Source organism: candidate division KSB1 bacterium, assembly GCA_016214895.1.
Taxonomy (GTDB): domain Bacteria; phylum Electryoneota; class RPQS01; order RPQS01; family RPQS01; genus JACRMR01.
Window position 1 is genome coordinate 99,264 of sequence record JACRMR010000002.1, and the last position, 17,309, is coordinate 116,572.

10 protein-coding genes are annotated in these 17,309 nt (G+C 61.8%); all 10 read right to left on the reverse strand.

Annotated elements, in window-relative coordinates; translation table 11 throughout:
- Nucleotides 1-7: 7 nt before the first annotated feature.
- The 10 genes from HZB60_00405 to HZB60_00450 all read right to left on the reverse strand — a co-directional run bounded on the left by HZB60_00405 (nt 8) and on the right by HZB60_00450 (nt 17,018).
- Nucleotides 8-2,155, reverse strand: coding sequence for a prephenate dehydrogenase/arogenate dehydrogenase family protein (locus HZB60_00405; GenBank protein MBI5058222.1), 2,148 nt, complete (start codon nt 2,153-2,155; stop codon nt 8-10).
- Nucleotides 2,152-3,177: a 3-deoxy-7-phosphoheptulonate synthase gene (gene aroF, locus HZB60_00410; protein MBI5058223.1), complete on the reverse strand. Its 1,026-nt coding sequence runs from the start codon at nt 3,175-3,177 to the stop codon at nt 2,152-2,154. Before aroF ends, HZB60_00405 begins: the two co-directional genes overlap by 4 nt.
- Nucleotides 3,177-3,464: a chorismate mutase gene (locus HZB60_00415; GenBank protein ID MBI5058224.1), complete on the reverse strand. Its 288-nt coding sequence runs from the start codon at nt 3,462-3,464 to the stop codon at nt 3,177-3,179. Before HZB60_00415 ends, aroF begins: the two co-directional genes overlap by 1 nt.
- 160 nt (nt 3,465-3,624) lie before the next feature.
- Nucleotides 3,625-8,193, reverse strand: coding sequence for a glycosyltransferase (locus HZB60_00420; protein MBI5058225.1), 4,569 nt, complete (start codon nt 8,191-8,193; stop codon nt 3,625-3,627).
- A gap of 250 nt (nt 8,194-8,443) precedes the next feature.
- Nucleotides 8,444-9,835, reverse strand: coding sequence for a DUF3459 domain-containing protein (locus HZB60_00425; protein ID MBI5058226.1), 1,392 nt, complete (start codon nt 9,833-9,835; stop codon nt 8,444-8,446).
- A gap of 11 nt (nt 9,836-9,846) precedes the next feature.
- Nucleotides 9,847-11,598, reverse strand: a complete 1,752-nt coding sequence (locus tag HZB60_00430) for a M3 family oligoendopeptidase (GenBank protein MBI5058227.1) — start codon at nt 11,596-11,598, stop codon at nt 9,847-9,849.
- A 54-nt stretch (nt 11,599-11,652) separates the two neighbouring features.
- Nucleotides 11,653-13,179 (reverse strand): DUF362 domain-containing protein, encoded by a 1,527-nt coding sequence (locus HZB60_00435; GenBank protein ID MBI5058228.1) that lies wholly within the window; start codon nt 13,177-13,179, stop codon nt 11,653-11,655.
- Nucleotides 13,176-14,531 (reverse strand): phenylacetate--CoA ligase family protein, encoded by a 1,356-nt coding sequence (locus tag HZB60_00440; protein ID MBI5058229.1) that lies wholly within the window; start codon nt 14,529-14,531, stop codon nt 13,176-13,178. Before HZB60_00440 ends, HZB60_00435 begins: the two co-directional genes overlap by 4 nt.
- Nucleotides 14,528-15,718, reverse strand: a complete 1,191-nt coding sequence (locus HZB60_00445; protein MBI5058230.1) for a glycosyltransferase family 4 protein — start codon at nt 15,716-15,718, stop codon at nt 14,528-14,530. Before HZB60_00445 ends, HZB60_00440 begins: the two co-directional genes overlap by 4 nt.
- Nucleotides 15,702-17,018, reverse strand: a complete 1,317-nt coding sequence (locus HZB60_00450; GenBank protein ID MBI5058231.1) for a nucleotide sugar dehydrogenase — start codon at nt 17,016-17,018, stop codon at nt 15,702-15,704. Before HZB60_00450 ends, HZB60_00445 begins: the two co-directional genes overlap by 17 nt.
- Between the last annotated feature and the right edge of the window lie 291 nt (nt 17,019-17,309).

A 17,309-nucleotide genomic window follows, 5' to 3' on the forward strand; every position in this document is an offset into this window, starting at 1 on the left:
ATCTGAGTCAGCGTTCGAGCAGTGCAAGCACTTCAATTGATGCCGTCTGCGGAAAGAAGTCGAACGGCGTAATCTCGACGGGGTGAAAGCCGCTGGAAGTCAGGACCCGCAGATCACGCCCAAGTCGCGCGGGGTTGCAGGAAAGATAGCAGATGCGCCGGACCGGTGACTTGAGCAGGCGCTCGAGGATCGCGGGATGCACGCCGCTGGCCGGTGGGTCGAGAATCACGAGATCGCCGCCGCCAATGCGAGCGGCAAAGGAGTTAATGGTGTCGCGGAGATCACCGGGCACGAAATCGGGACCGGTGATTCCCCGCCGCTCCGCGAATTCCATGAATGCCGTCCGGGAGTGAGCAGACTGCTCGGCAACGGTGACTGGACAGCGTCCGGCGGATGCGGCAATCCCGAGCGCGCCGTACCCGCCGTAGAGGTCCCAAATGCGTGAAAGCCGTTCCGTTGTGAAGCGCTCCGCGATGCGCGCATGAACCAACTCCGCGGCGGCAGCATTGACCTGACAGAAAGCGAGGGGCGGCAGCTCGATCGGGTCGGCGCCGTGGCGCGTGAGCATCGGGTGCGAGCGCCCGGGCGTGAAACCGGCAAGCGATGAATTCGGAATGCCCGCGGAATTCCCGCGAACCGTCCAGATTCCTCCGGACAGCTCCGGCAATTCGAGCCGCGACTCCCACGCGCGATGCGATCGCGCATCGCATCCGCCGGGGAAGACCAGCACCGCCCCGGCGCCGTCCCGCGTGGCGTGAATCTGGATCCGCTTCGGTGTCGATTCAAGTCTCGCCGGATCGAGTTCGCGCAATCTCGCGGCGAGCGCCGACAACGCGCGCGATACCGCGGGCAGCGCCAGGCTGCACTCCGCAAGCGCGACGCCGCGAGTCGCGCGTGCCTCCGCGCGAAAGCCGACCGCAAGCCGCCCCTCGTCCAGCCAAATCGCGGGTGTGATTCGCTGACGGTAGCCCCACCGCTGCGGACTCGGAACCGTCGGCCGAATCTCGACTTCGCCCATCAGTTTTCGTAATGTGCGGTGAACCAGATCGCGCTTCTGCTCAAGCTGAATCGTGTACTCGAGTCCGCCCCACGGAGAAGCATTGCACTCGTGGTGGTGCGGGCACGGATGAGCGACGCGATGCGGAGACGGCTGAACCAGCCGCAGGAGCTTCGCGTTCGCGCCCCGCTGACCGGGCGTGTACTCAATCGCAACGCGATCTCCCGGCAGCGCTCCCGATATGAAGACCGCGCCGGATGTTGTGTGCGCGACGCCGTCTCCCGTGGTGGCCAGCGCGTCCACTTCGACTTCCAATTCACGACTCGAATCCGGAGTAGTGCCGGTCCGCGATTGTCGGTAAAATGCGTTCGCCGATGCGAACGCGCCGGCCAGCGTTGACTCCGTGGCGGAAAGCCGAGCGCCGAATTCGCGCAGCGCCGTGTCAATCTCCAGGCGATTGTGCTGATAGATGTCGCGCCAGAGTTCCCAATCGCTGCCGGCGAGCCGCGTCATGGACTCAAGTCCGGTGCCGCTCAATCCTCGTGCGAGTCCGGCGTCCAACGATTGCAGTTGCGCTGCCAGCAGCGTGGAAAGTACTTGCGGGAGGTGACTCGTGCGAGCGACGATAGAATCGTGCAGACCGAGCGGAATCTCGCGCACGACGGCGCCGAGCTCGCTGATCCACTGCGTTACCGCTTGCGCGCGCTCCTTGTCGGCTGCGTCGTGCCCGCAAATGACCCAATTGCGCCCGCGAAATAGTTCGGCCTCGGCATTCGCGATTCCGCCGACCTCTTTTCCGGACATCGGATGCGTGAGGATCAGACGGTGCGCGGCGGCTTCCGCGGTCAGCGGCAAGAGCGACGCCTTCACGCTGGCCACATCCACTATCGTCGCCGCGGCGTGCAACCGGAGAAACTCGCGGGTCACCTCAGCGGCCTGACGCAACGGAACCGCGACAACGATCAGTTCGGTTCGCAACTCCGCCAGCGAAGCGACCACGCAATGCACGGCACCGCGCTCCAGCGCCGCTTGCATTACCGCGCTCGAAATATCAAAGCCAAGGCATTCGACACGCGGCAGCTGCTTGCGCACGGCAAGACCGATCGATCCGCCGATCAGACCAAGTCCCGCGATGCCGACCGACTGGATGCGACTCACTCGGCCCCCGCGAGGCGCCGCCCGGTCGCTGAAGCGATGATGCGAAGCTCCACCATCATCCGCGAAAACTGATCGAAAGTCAGACTCTGTGGACCGTCCGAAATCGCATGGTCGGGATCGGGATGCACCTCGACCAACAAACCGTGCGCCCCGGCCGCGATGGCCGCGCGGGACATGGCCGGAACTTTGCTGCGCAACCCCGTGCCGTGCGAAGGATCGGCGAAGATCGGCAGATGGGACAGGGATTGAATCACGGGAATCGCGGCAATGTCCATGGTGTTGCGCGTGTAAGTCTCGAAGGTGCGAATTCCGCGTTCGCAGAGAATGACCTGCTCATTTCCCCCGGCGAGTAAGTACTCGGCGGCCATCAGCCATTCCTCGTAGGTCGCGGAGTTCCCGCGCTTCAAAAGCACCGGCTTGCGAATCTGCCCGAGCGCCCGCAGCAAATTGTAGTTCTGCATGTTGCGCATGCCGACTTGCAGAATGTCACAGTAGCTCGCGACCAACTCGATCTGGGAAATCTCCATGACTTCCGTGACCGAGAACATGTCGTGCTCCCGCGCCGCGTCACGCAAGAAGCAAAGCCCCTGCTCAGCAAGTCCGGTAAACGCATAGGGAGACGTGCGCGGCTTGAAGGCACCGCCACGCAAACCAACCGCTCCGAGCGCTTTCAGAGCTTTCGCGGTGGCGTGAATCATCTCCTCGTTCTCGATGGAGCACGGCCCCGCGATCACGGCTACTTCGTCGCCGCCGAGCGCGGTGTTGCCGACGTGAAGCACCGTCCCGGAAGGGTGGAACTCGCGGGCCGCGAGCTTGTACGGCTTCGAGACCCGAATCACCTTGTCAACACCGCCCAGCAGTTCGACTTCGCGCGAGTCAATGCTCTCGGTCTTGCCGATGACCCCGAGGACGGTCGTGGACTGCCCGGTCGAACGATGCACGGTAAAACCGCGCTTGCTCAACTCCTCAATAATCTGACCGACTTGCGCGTCGCCCGCGCCATGTTGCATGACGATAATCATCAGGACTCTCCTTGCCCGGTAGGATGCTCTTCGTACCCTTGCAGCAGCCGCATCTCGTCGATAATCCGCTCGTAGATGCGGCGCAGGGCGGCGGTCTCAAGCGGTCCGCGATTAGCGCCGCCCAGCTGAGAGTAAATCTGCTGCTCACGCTCCAAATCCACGATCGGCAAGCCGCCCTGCCGCTTGAGGTAGCCGATCATGCGGGCGCAGCGCGCGCGCTCATTCAGGAGCCGCACCATGGTCCCGTCGATCGCGTCGATCTGTTTTCTCCAGTGATCCATGCTCATCGGAATGGGAGTTGGCGAAGGGACCGGCATTGAACATCCGGCCCAGCGTGACTCGGATTGACCTCGAACTTACCACATAACATAGGGAAATCCGCGGTGGATGTCAAGCGGCTGCCGACACCGACGCGGATTTCCTCAACGATCGCCGCTCGCGCAGCGCTTAGACGCGGACCAGCGAAGGTTGGCGCCGAGGCGCCCGTGGCGCGAGTGCCGCCGGTGCAGTTCGCCGCGACATGAATTCGGTCAGGTACATAGCCGTTTTGTCGGCGACTCTTGTCCAGGTGAAGCGCCGGTAATTGCGCCGTCCGCGCTCAATCAACTGGTTGCGCAACTTCGAATCGGAGAGCACAGCGATCGCGGCCCGGGCGATATCCTCGACATCCTCGGCGTTGACGAGCATGGCCGCGTCGCCCGCGACTTCGAGCTGAGAAGAGTTGTTGCCCGCGACCACTGGGCACCCGGCGGACATCGCCTCCACGATCGGAAGTCCGAAGCCCTCGTACAAACTGGGGAACAACAGCAGGCGCGACTTCCGGTAAAGCGCCGTGAGATCGTCGTCGACGACGTGCCCGGGATAGATCACCGCGCCTGGCGGCAGGCCGACGGTGCGCTCGAGTCCGGAGAGCGCGTTCAGCATGCTGGACGGAAGGTCTCCCGCGATGACCAGCTTGACGTCACGCTGCAAGACCTCTCGAATGACGTGCAGCGAGTACAGCATGCCGGGCGCGTTCTTGCGCGGGTCAGGGACGCCGACGAACAGCAGGTGCTCGGCCGACGATGTGACAATTTCGCGCACCGTGACATTGGACGGTTGTGCGACCGGCGCCGTCGCATGCCGCTCCGTAACGCCCGCGTGGATGACCCGCAGTCGCTCGAGTTTCACGCCGAGCACACGGCGAATGTCCTCAGCGGTCGCCTGCGAAATGCACAGAAAGAGATCGCACTCACGGTTCAGCAGCGTCAATTGCTGCGTATAGCGCTGCTTGCCGACGGGATCGTGATTCAAATAGGCCGGAGCGAACAGCGCGGGGATGAGATCGTAAAACGTGCAGGCCAGCGGCACATCCAACTCGCGGGAATGCTGAACCAGCAGCGGCGTCGTCGGACTTAGCGGGTGAGGACTGTAAACCAGATCGGGGCGAAGCAGCGCGAGGTCCTGATAGGCGCAAGCGCTTACATCACGAAGTCCCAAATCATGGTCCACCGCCGCGCGAGTGCTCTCCGCGTCGGGTCCGACGAACGTGAACCGCCAATCCGGAAGGCGATGCAGCAACGCGGTGAAATGGTCAATCGTGTAACGCCCGATCCCGCGATTCCGTGTCGCGGTTTCAAGCAGCGCGTTTGCATCAACGGCCAAATGCAATTTGTCGGGCCAGGCGCGGCGATGGGCGCGGATGTCGGCGGCGGCCGGCGTCTCGCGTGCCGCGGATCGGCGCTTGCCAGCGCTGACATCGAGGAGGTAGAACTCGCCGCCCGATGACACATCAATCTCATAATCTGTTGCCCCGGCCTCGCGCAGCAGCGTTTCCACGGCAGCGCGCGTCACCAGCCAACGATGCTCAAGATTATGCACGAGTTCGGGATCGTAATCAGGCTTATCGGAGCTGGGAAGTGTGACCAGGACGCGCCGCCCCACGCGCATGCACTCGCGCAGGGCGCGGATTGCGTCCTCGAAATCGACATGCTCAAAGATTTCCGGTGCCATGACGCAGTCGAACCGGCCTGATTCATAGGGCAGACCCGCAACCACGTCCCCATAGTTGAATTGAATTTGCGGTCGAACCGCGCGGCAGACGTCCAACCGGCCACGGAAAATATCCGCGGCGTGGGTCGCGCCCGTGTAAGCGGCGACGTAGCCGTTGGCCGGGCCGATCTCCAGGATGTTCCCCGCCGCACGCTGTTTCAACCAACGTACGCGCTCACGCTGCAACGGCTCGGCGTAAATCTGATCCGGGTGCGTCGCATAGTAGCGCATGAGATCAGTCGTGGGCTGCTGCTCGGCAGCCTTGACTTTTTGATACACTGCCGACATTTGCTGGCCGACTAATGTCCAACTGAACGCACTTGCATACACGCGGACGTTGTCCGCGATGACGCGGGAGATCACCGGATTCGTCAATACATGGCTGATTGCCGCGGCCAGCGGAAAGGATTCGGTCGTCCGCAAGGAAACCGCAAACGGCGTATCGAGCGCGGGCGAATCCGACGTGACGACCGGCCGACCGCACGAGAGCGCGGTAACCAGCGCGGCGGACGCCTCATAGCGGCGGCTCTGGTAGTTCAAGACCACGACGTCCGACGCGCGCAGGAAGTTATCGCGCTGCTCGTCCGTCAGGTAGGTGTCCGCGAAGCGAACGGCAGCTCCCAAGCCCAGCTCTTCCGCGCGGGCCTTGCACTGTGATTCATAGGCAGGGCCGGCAGGATTGTGCGGATGGGGCCGGCCCAGAATCATGAGGCGGGAGTTCGGATGGGCCTTACGCACATCGGCGAACGCTTCAATCAACTCGACAATCCCCTTATGCGGGTCCAGAAATCCAACCGTCGAGACTATCTGGATCGCCGGGTCGATGCCGAGCGCAAGCTTGCTCTCAAATATGTCGGCGACCTTGAGCTCGGGAATTGCCATCGGAATCCAGTCCGTGCGATCCGGCGCGCCGCCCAACGCGACGAGCTGCAGCTCATTCTGGGGATGGTGAACGATACAACGATCAGAAAGCCGCTGGCGCTCGCCCATTTCGGTCACGGTCGAGTCGGTGGCGTGGAAGGTCGTCACGATCCGTGTCCCGAACTTGCGCACTTCGATCATCAGGGGGGTTAGCCAACTATCCGCCGAAAACATCCCGCCGTGGTTGATGTGCAAAACGTCAAAGCGCTCACGACGCAGGATCTCGTAGAGCTCACGATACCCGTCTTTGTCCCGGGTCCAACAACGAACTACGCCCGACTCATCACCACCATGGATGTCGGTCGCCCGTTCGGCAAGTACGGTGGGAGAAATCCCCGCCTTCCGCAGTGCGGCGACCAGCGATTCCGCGTACATGGCAAGTCCGCAGGTCTGCCGGTACGTTGTGAGCAGCGCGATACGAAGCGAGGTGGGCGCGGTAATGGTCTGTTCTGGCACGGGAGTCTCCATAGTGGTCGTCGGTTGTGCGATAACCGGCTTGCCGTGAGCCGTGAGCATTTCAGCGGCCGCAAAACCGTCGGCAGCGAAGTATTGCAGATCGTCCTGCTTGAGTTTGGACCGCCAGCGAGCCATAAAGCGCTCATGATTAGGCCCTTGCTTCGCGTGCCCGCTCACGGTCTTCGACTCAAAGTGCCGGATGCGGCTTTCCGCGCAGTACCAGACCTGCTTACCGGCCTCGCGCGCGCGCAGGCAAAGATCCGCGTCCTCGTAGGAATTGTGAAAGCCCTCGTCGAAGCCGCCCAACTGCTCGAATAAGTTGCGGACGATCATCAGGCAACTGCCCGCAACGAATTGGAAGGCGCGGCTGTGCGAGACCGCCGTGTGTGTCGCAGGCAGAAGATCATGATAAATACTGTAGAAATTCCCATCCGCACCCACCACATTGCCCGCTTGTTGAACGCGATCCGTGTCGGGAAAGACTTGGAGGTTGCCGACGATGCCGATCGACTTGTCGCCGCGCGCGCAATTGAGCATGGCGTCCAGCCAGCCGGGTTCAACCACCGTGTCGTTGTTCAGGAAGACGATGAATTCGCCGTTGGCTTTCGCCGCGCCGGTGTTGCAGGCAATGGCGAAACCGCGATTGCACCCCAGCGAAATAGCCGTGACGCGGCCGCCGAGCGAGGGCAAGTACTCCGTGGTACCGTCCGTGGAGCCATCGTCCACGACGATCACTTCATACGCTGCGGCACCGGGGGTGGTGAAAATCGATTGCAGGCACTGCTTGGTGAACTCGAGATTGTTCAAGACGGGAATTACAATCGAAACGTCACAGGCTGGCGAAGCGGAGATTCGAGGTGGAGGAACTGACACCTGCGCCTTAAGGCTGCCCGTGAATATAAACTGCTGCGCGGTCAGTTCGTTCAAGTCGGCCGGTGCGACCTGCCGCAAGACGAGACCGCCCAAGTCCAGATCGAGCGCCGTTTCCGGCGGTGTCTGCATCGACTTCTCAAACAGCGGATCGCGCACGGTCTCGACCAGTGTCGCCTCGATGCCCGCGCTCTCAAAGAGCCTGTACATGTCCTTCAGCGCAAAAAACCGCAAATGCGTGCTGTCGAGAATGCCCCACTCCTCATAGGTCCATGAGCCTTCGAGTAACTTGCCGATAATCCCCAGGTTCCGAATATTCGGGATGCTGGCAATCACGGTCCCGTGCGGTGCCAGACCCGTCGCGAGCTTTTTCAGCGTCGCCCAGGGATCGATCAGGTGTTCAAGCACGTCGGCAAGGATGATGCAATCCGCGGATCCCGCCGGAATCGGCAGCGGCATGCGCTCAATGTCACCCACGAAAACCTCGTCGAGGCATTCGCGCGCGATCTCCGCGACTTCCGGCTGAATCTCGATGCCGATCACGCGCGCGGTTCCGCGCGACTTCAACAGCGCGCCGAGCGCTCCGCGACCGCAGCCGACATCCAGCACCGTCTTCGCCGTGGTGGGTACTAAGTCAGCAAGATTTGCTCGCGCATTCGCGTAATAATAATCTGGCTTCAATGCCTGTTTGCGCGGCGCTGCGGAGTGTTCCGGTGTGGATCGCTGGTCGTTGGTCATGGCTACGGTACGTCAGGGTTCAGGTTTCGGGGTACGTTTCCCCTCGTCCGGCGGCGGAGAGAGTCCATTCCCGACCTGATAACGCAATTCGCATACCAAGCTGCTATGGCGATTAAGTCCCTATATAACCTAACCTATCGAGCCCGCTCTGGTACTGGTGCGGCACGTTCTTTCCCCGACACGAGCGAAAAAAATGCCCCTTCGCAAGTGTCGAAAGGGCACGAAATCCGGCGATGTATGCGGTCGCGACCTACCGCTTGAACACGCGATATCCCCACGGTTCAATGACTAATGCGGTGGCAGCCTGAATCCGAAGGGGGCTGCCCGTGAAAGCGTTTACGTAGTCCCCGTCGGCTTCGCGGTCGGTTAGCTTTGCCTGGACCAGTCCCGAGCTGAGGTTCAGCAACACCAGTACCGACGCGCCGTCCTGCTCGCGGCTGTAAGCGAAGATGCTGGAATCCGCGAGCGTGTGAATTCGCTTGAACCGACCGCCCCGCGCGCCGTTTGCCAGTGCCGGATGTGAACGCTTGAGCTGGAGTAGCGAGGTGTAGAACGACTCCAGCGGCAGCTTGGACCAATCGACGGAGTCCTTGTCAAAAAACTTCAGGCTGCGATCGAGTCCCGCCTCCTGACCCGTATAGACCAGCGGCATTCCGGGTGCCGTTGCCGTCAGCACGGCGAACGGCTTGACCGCACGTTGCATGCGCTCTGTAACCGCCGCATTCCACGAGTTCTCATCGTGGTTGTCCGTGAATAGCATGCGGAACGCGTCGCGCGGATAGGCCGCGGAGTCCGCGGGAAAATAGCGATCAAGATCCGCCACCGCCTTCCGGCCGTGCGCGATATCGCGCATCAAGTGATGCAGCGACCACGCATAGGTCATGTCGAAGGCATGCTCGTGACAGAGCGGATTCTCGTCCTCCGCAAGCATGAACACCGGCTTGATCCGGTTCAACTCGCGTCGCGCATGATCCCAGAAATCCGACGGTACCATGCCCGCCACGTCGCAACGATAGCCGTCGATACCGCATTCCGTTACCCAGTACTTCAGCGCGTCGGTCATGTAGCTCCGTAGCCCCGGCGAAGCGTAGTTCAGGTCCACCACGTCCGACCAGTCGGCTACCGGCGGAAGCGGCTGGCCCGTAGAGTCGCGCGTAAACCAATCCGGATGTTCGGCAAGCAGCGGATTGTCCCACGCGCAATGATTCGCTACCCAGTCGAGAATCACGTACATGCCCAGTTCGTGGGCGCGGTTCACGAGCGCGGTCAAATCCGCGATCGTGCCGAACTCCGGGTTGACCGCGCGATAGTCGCGCACGGAATAATAGCTGCCGAGCGAACCCTTGCGATTCTGCTCGCCAATCGGATTAACGGGCATCAGCCAGAGGATCGAAACGCCCATCTGCTGCAAGCGCGGCAGGTGCCGCGCAAATGCATTTAGCGTGCCCTCCGGTGTGTATTGGCGAATGTTGACTTCATAGATCGTGGCCTGGTACGACCAGTCCGGGTGTACGACATCGCTGGCCGCCGGCGCCGCGCCCAGCAGCCGGGCCAGACCCAACAGCGAACCCACAACCAGCGGCGGCCAGGTCGCCGCGCGGCGCAGGCGGCGGGATGTTGACTTGAAAAAGAACTCAAGCATGTTCACGATCATCAGGCTCCCGCTTTTTCCAGTTCACTTAGCCGGTCGAATTCCTGCTTTACCGCGCGCATCACCGGTGCCACCGTCTGCTCCGTGAAGTCGAAGCGAATCCCCGCGGCCTCGAACAGCTGCGGCAACGGACGGGAACCGCCGAGCGCAAGTGCCCGCTTGTAGGCAGCCACCGTCCCGCGCGTGTCACGGCGCGAGTTCAGCCAGAGTTGCAGCGCGCCAAGCTGCGCGATGCCGTACTCAATGTAGTAAAACGGGTACTGAAAAATGTGCAACTTCTCCTGCCAGCGATATTCATTGTAAATCTCATAGCCGGAGTAGTCCACGTCGCCATAAAAGCGGCGCCGCAGGTCCAGCCACGCCGCGCGCCGCTGCTCCCGCGTGTGCCCCGGATGCGTATAGATCCAATGCTGAAAGGCGTCGATCGACGCGCACCAAGGGAGAAACAACAGAATGCGCGTGAGGTTGTCAAGCCGCGCGCGCGCGGCGTTCGCGGGCGAATAGAAGACCTGCAGATGCTCCGAGGCGAGCTGCTCCATGCCCATCGACGCGACCTCGCAAAACTCGATCGGCGCCCCGCGATAGAAGGCCAACGGTTCGCCGCGCGCGGCGAACGCGTGAAACGCATGACCGCCCTCGTGCAACAACGTGTACAAGTCATCGTTACTGCCGACCGCATTCATGAAGATAAACGGCAAGCGCAGCTCCGACAGGTCGTGTTGATAACCACCGGGCGCTTTACCCTTGCGACTGTTGAGATCAAGCAGATCCAGTTCCGCCATGCGCGTAAAATAGGCGCCCAGCTCCTCGTCCACGCGTCCGAACATCTCGCGACAACCCGCGATCAACCGGTCACTCTGCTCGTACGGCCGCAGCGGCGGCTGTCCGGTCGTGTCGCATTCCGTGTCCCACGGGCATAGTCGGTCAAGGTGCAACTCCGCTTTGCGCCTGGCCATAATCTCGCGCTGCATCGGTACCACCTGCGTCTCCACCGCGCGATGAAACCGCTCGCAGTCGGCCGGCGTGTAGTCAAACCGCTCGTTCCGGCGAAAGATGTAGTCGCGGAAATTGTCGAAACCGGCATTGTTCGCGACCTGACCGCGCAATTCGACCATCTGGTCGAACACGTCCTCGATCGCATCCTTGTCCTGCAACCGCCGCGCCCAAATGGCCTCCCACGCGCGTTGCCGTAGCGCGCGGTCCGCCTCTTCGAGTTGCAGCGCCAGGCGTTGCAGCGTGCACTCTTGCCCGTCCCACAGCACCGACATCGCGCCGTTCAGCTTCTGATACTGCTGCGAGAGCTTCTCCAGCTCCGTTTCGAGCGGAATGTTCTGCTCGCGAAACAACTCGATGGAATTGCGGAAAGATCGCAGCAGGATCTCATAGCGCGGCCGGGGCATCCCCTGACAGGCGGGCGCGTCCACCACCTTGCGCGCGAGTTTGTCGCTCCAGGGTTTGATCCGCGGTTCGATCTGCTCGACGAAATGGAGGTAACTCCGCTCGAGTTCCGGATCGTCCGTCGCGCAGGTCATGCTGATATAGCGTCGCGCGCTCTCCTCAGATAGCACGGATTGAAGCTCGCCCCAGTCAAGCAACAGAGCTTCGATGTCCGCGACCGAGTCCAACGAGCGAGCGGCCAGCGCGCTGAACAATTGCTCAAGCGCGGACCAGTTGTCGAGGTCAAGCGAGTTGGGGACGGAACGGCGCGGAAATTCGCGCGACGGTCGCGCCAGATGATCTAATCGTGTCGCCATGGGATGCTGAAAATGAGTGAACGAAGAGGATTTCGCAAACAGCAGGCCGCCAGGTCAGAGCGTCGGAGGTCCCATGTCGCGCAGCCGCCGCGCCATGGCCGGCGTGAGCGCGGAGCCGCGCCGCAGGTAGTGATGCCAGCCGAGCGGCTCGACAAATTGCAGATCGATGGCCAGCCAGTCAGGCACCGTGCAAAGCACATCGATCCGGTCGAGGTCGGCGTGACCCAGCCAATACGGTGCGCGCGATGACTCCGCGCCAAGCAGCAGCCGGATGCGCGCAGGATCAAAACCCATCACGTGCGTCAGCACCGTATCGACCGCCACCGGATCGGTGCTCGCGGCCAGCACGCCGGCGGGCCGGGTCGTCGGCTTCACCGGCCCGTTGCCTTCGCCCGCGATGATGCCGTCCACGAGCGACAGATAGGCTCGTCGCTGCGTCGAAAAGGCGCCGCCGGGACGACCGTAGAATAGCACGCGGTTAAGATCAACCAAGGTCCGCCACAGCGTATCGTTGCCGTACCAGCCGCCGTGAATGACCGTCTTGTCTTTCCGTCCGATCGCGCGCGAGCCCGCATGCTTAAGGTACGCACCCGCGCGGATCAACTGGCGGCCGCCGGGAATTAACGCTATCTGCTTCAGAATCCGCTCCCGGTTGCGCAAGACCGCGCCCGGATCAACCGGGTACTCATCGCCCAGCGGCGGAAATCCGCTGCGGTGATGCGGCATCCACCGGCGATAGTGCGTAATTCCCATCAAGTTCTTCAGCGACAGCGTCACGCCGGTCTTCAAATGCGACTTCAGCTTGGGTACGTTGATGAATAGATCGCAGCCGAGAATCGTATTCGGAATGCAGAACTCGTGCTTGCCCCGGTGGTGATGCCGTTGGGGTTCACCGCGCTGCTCACTGTGATCCGCCAGCGTGAAATAGCGCGCCGGGGGATCCGTGTCCAGCGGCGCCAACGCACTGCGGTCCTCGAGATCGAGCACGCTGTTCCCCAGTGGATCACCCTCCAACTTGCGATAGTCACCGGACCAGCGCGCGAAAAACTCTTCCCGCAGATCGCGTAGCTCGACCGGATAACCGCGTTCGCGGAGCTGGGTGACCATCGCCCGGATCCCCGCCTGCTCGACAACGCCGTCAAAATCCGCGTGCACGAGCGGCGCATCCGCGATGACGATCAGGCCCTCCGGGCCGACCGCCTTGAAGGCATAATCCGTCAAGGGCCGCAGCACCGATGCGTGCGTGACCATGTCCAGCACGCGTTCGCCGCCGAGCGCAATCCAACCCTGCTTCAGGTCCACCAGATTCGGCTTGATCACGACGCGTCCGCCGGCGCCGACCAATTCACGCAGCGGATTCCATTCTGCTGTGCCGCAATGCGCGGCATCCAGCCCGAGCTGCGCCAGCGTCCAGCGCACCGCATCATAAACGCGATTCTCCGCGAGCTGCGTCGTTGCCGACGGCCGCTCCGGATAGGCTACCGACGGATCGAACGGCGGATCGTGCGGATAGGTCAGCAGCGTCGGATCGTAATACAGCGCGACCGGTGACTTCGTACTAATCGCGGGAAGCATCGTCATTGCGCAATCCGACAAATCACAAACTGCCGCTTGCCCAACGCGCCAACGGGAATCTCCGTTACCAACTCCACGCGAATTCGCACTCCCGGGCCCACACGATCGCTCATCAATCGCGTGATTTCCGCGAGCTGACCGCCGGGCGGAGGTCCGACCGGAACGATATTCACGACAATTTCCTCCGGCACGTCCTGCACAATCTGAAACTCCTTCACCCACGGCGTTTCCCAGAAGACGTGCGAGAAGAACTCGCCGTGAATCTGCTTTCCTCCCGCACCGATCAGGAAGCCGGAGATCCGTCCCAGCACGGAAGCAATCAGCGGCAGCCCGCGGCCGCAGGCACAAAGGGTCGCGGTGGCGTAACTCGCGACGTCACCCACGCGATAGCGAATGATCGGCATGGCATAGCTGAACAAGTCCGTCGCGATCACGTCGCCGCTTGTACCGGCCGGCACCGGCCCCGACTCGTCACAGACTTCCACGACGGCGTTCTCCACGGCCAGGTGCAGCCCCTGATGCTGCTCGCATTCGAACGCGCTGATGCCGCCGTCGCGACAACCCCATTGATCGAAGACACGCGTGTGCAATGCCGACTCAATCTGCTTTCGTTGATCGGGGAAGAGCGTCTCCGCTGTCGTGAACACCGCACGTACGCTGCCCTGCCAGTCCCGGGCTTCGGCATGCCGCGCCAGCGTATGAATCGACGACGCGTAGCCGCGCAAAAATGCCGCTCCGCGCTCGGCGGCGAGCTTCGTGAGTAGGCGATTCATCGCGGAATCGGTCAGGTCGAAGGCCGTATAATCCTCAAAATGATTCAGCCGCGAATAAAGCTTCGCTTTAGCGCCGGAGACACGTCGCGGACGCAGCGCCGCTCCCGCCACGACGTACTGCTTCTCGCCGACTGACCAACCGCCCGCCGACCACCAGCGATACATGTCCCCCCAGGCGACCGAATGCCGTGCGCGGTCCATCTGAATCACGAGCGGCTCCCCCGTCGTGCCGGCGGATCGATGCGGCCGCGGCTGAAACTGCGCGGCATTGTCCGCGAGCAACCGATCGCCCGCACGGCGAATAACGTCCTTGGTCAGCAGCGGAATAACCGCGATGTCGGCGAGCGTGTTGCACCGCTGCGCGTCGAATCCGCAAGTCCCGAATAGCTCGCGGTAATAGGGCACGTGCGTCTGCGCATGGATCAGCAGTAGCTTCAATCGCTCAAATTGCAACGTCGCAAGTCGTTCTGGCGACCACCATTGACTTGCGTCGAGTTCGCGAAACGCGCGAAGGCTCTCGGTCCGGCGGGCGAGGTCAACGATCGGAATTGCGAGGTGTCGATAGAGGAAAGCGGAGCCGCTCATCGGCTGCGGAGCGAAGTATACGCGGCGAGGAGATTGCGGGTACTGTGTTCCCAGCTCAGTTCATTGTGCAGGCGCTCGTACCCCTGGCGGCCCAGTTCCCGACCACGCTCCGGAGCAGCAAGCAGCTCGATGATCTTGCGCGCGAAATCCGTTTCGTCATTATCGGCGGCGAAGACTGCCGCGGGGCCCGCGGAGTAGGCGGATTCGACCAGGCGATAGGAGACAATCGGTTTCGACATCGCCATGTATTCGAGAATCTTGTTCATCGTAGAGACGTTGTTCAGCGGGCTGACCGGGTCAGGCGCCACGCAGACGTCTGCCGTCGAGAGCGTCTCGCACACCACTTCATTAGAGACGCGTCCGGTGAACAGCACGTCGTCGCCGAGTCCCAGATCGGCGGCAAGCTGCTTCAGATTCGGCAAATTCTCGCCGCCGCCCAGCAGCGTGAACTGAATGTCGGTCCGACCCCATTCGCGCGTGATCACCTTGATCGAGCGCAAGAGATAGTCAATGCCGTCCTGTTGGCCCATCGTGCCCAGATAGCTCACAAGATAAGCCTTGCCCCGCTTCAACGCCGGATTCGGCGCCGTGGCGACGAACCGTTTGAGATCCGGCGCGCTGCGCACCACCCAAATCCGGTCCGGTTGGACGCCGCCGCGCTCGCGGGCGACTCGTTGGTACGACTCATTCGTCGCGAGCACGGCACTGGCAGATTGGTAGGTCAGCCGTTCCAACCAATTGAGCAGCTTTAGCATCGCGCCGCCGCGCCCGGGAAACTTGGACTGAAACGTCTCCGGACCGAGGTCGTGCTGATCGAACAGAAACTTCACTCCCACCAACCGAAACGGCAGCGCGACCAGAAAAAACAAGTCCGGCGGATTGCAGCCGTGAATCACATGGAAACCGCGGCGGAAAAACACGTACACCGCGTAAACAAATGTGAACAACATCGCCCACGGATATTCGACGGCGTAGCCGAGCGCGCCGCGCGCGGTATAGGGCAACGGGTAACGATAGATCGACACGCCGCTCAATTGCTCATACGGCTTCCGGTCCATCATCCGCGGACAAATTACCGAGACCTGCCACCCGGCCGCGGCCAGCGTCGTCGATTCCTGCCACACCCGGCGATCGAACGGCACCGACAGATTCTCGACCAGAATCAGAACCTTACCAGCAGAAGCCATGGTAATTCAGGGTCTGCCGTAGCGGCGGCGGCGGCAGCCGCACCAGGTCGAACACGATCTTGTCGCACGGCACCTGCTCCAGAATCGGAATGAAGTCGCGGTCATGATTGCAGATCACGATCACTTCCGCGTGAGCCACCAATTCCTCCGCCGACGGGCTGAGCAACTCCGCGAGATGCGGAAGTGAATTCTCGATAAAGGCTCGATTGGAACCCACGAGCTTCGCCAGCGAAACATTCTTGTCCAGAATCTTGATTGAATACCCTTTGCCCAAGAGCGTCTCCACCAGTTCGACGGTCGGGCTTTCGCGCAAATCATCGGTGCCGGCCTTGAACGAGAGCCCGAGGAAACCGAGCTTCTTCTTGCCGAACCCCGCAATCGACTTCACCGCGCGCTGCACGTGCTCGCGATTGGCGTCCATCAGTGAAAACAGCAGTGGAGTCTTCACGTTCACGTCGCGCGCGCACCAGCTCAGCGCGCGGACGTCCTTCGGCAAACAGGAGCCGCCGAAGGCAAATCCGGGCTTGAGGTAGTATGGCGACAGGTTCAGCTTCGTGTCGCTGACAAAGATCTCCATCACGCGATGACTGTCCACGCCCAGGGGCTTGGCGATCGCGCCGATCTCGTTGGCGAATACGATCTTCACCGCATGAAAAACATTGTCCGCGAACTTCACGATTTCCGCCTCTTCGATCGCCGTCAGAAATACGGGCGCGGATATGCCCTCATAGATCTTCGCGACATTTTCGGCGGTCCGCTCATTCAGCGCCCCGACGACGGTCTTGGGCGGATCATAGAAATCGTGAATCGCGGAGCCTTCCCGCAGGAACTCCGGATTGTAGCCCAGGTGAAACCCCGCGCCCTCTTGCTTGCCCGATTCGGCTTCGAGGCGCGGTAGAATCTCCCGGCGAGTCGTGCCCGGCAGCAGCGTGCTGCGCACCACGACGGTGTGCGGGTGGGGGGCCGTCTTCAGCGCGCGCCCGATCTCCACGGAGACGCGCCGAATGTACTCCAGATTTGGGCCGCCGGATTCCAATGACGGCGTACCGACGCAGATCAGGCTGTAGTCCGTGTGATGAATCGCTTCGGCGACGTCTGAGGTCGCCCGAAGTTTGCCGACATCCGCGTATTTCTTAATCAGGACGTCGAGGTCCTTTTCGATGATCGGGCTTTGTCCGCGACGAATGAAATCGACCTTCCCGGGGTCAACATCGACGCCCCAGACTTCGTGTCCGAGATCGCAGAAGCAGGCTGCCGACACGCAGCCCACATACCCTAAGCCAAAAACGGATATTCGCATGTGGAGTTCTGTAACTCGTTCAGTAGTTAGTCTTGGAATCAGCGGGAGCATCCGCAAACCCGGTGCCGCGCCACAGGCACAGCCGCGGACAGGCGGCAGCAATTTGCTCCAGCGATAAATATAACAAAATCAGGTTATACGGTGCAAGCCGGGCCGCCTCCGGAGGCTCTTGCATTTGCCACCACCTGCTACGTTGTGTTCAATCGCCGCCCTGTTTCCAAATCCCAACCCGGCTGGCAGCCGCCCACGGCACGTCGAACCGATACCCTTGATTGCAATCTCCCAGTGCAT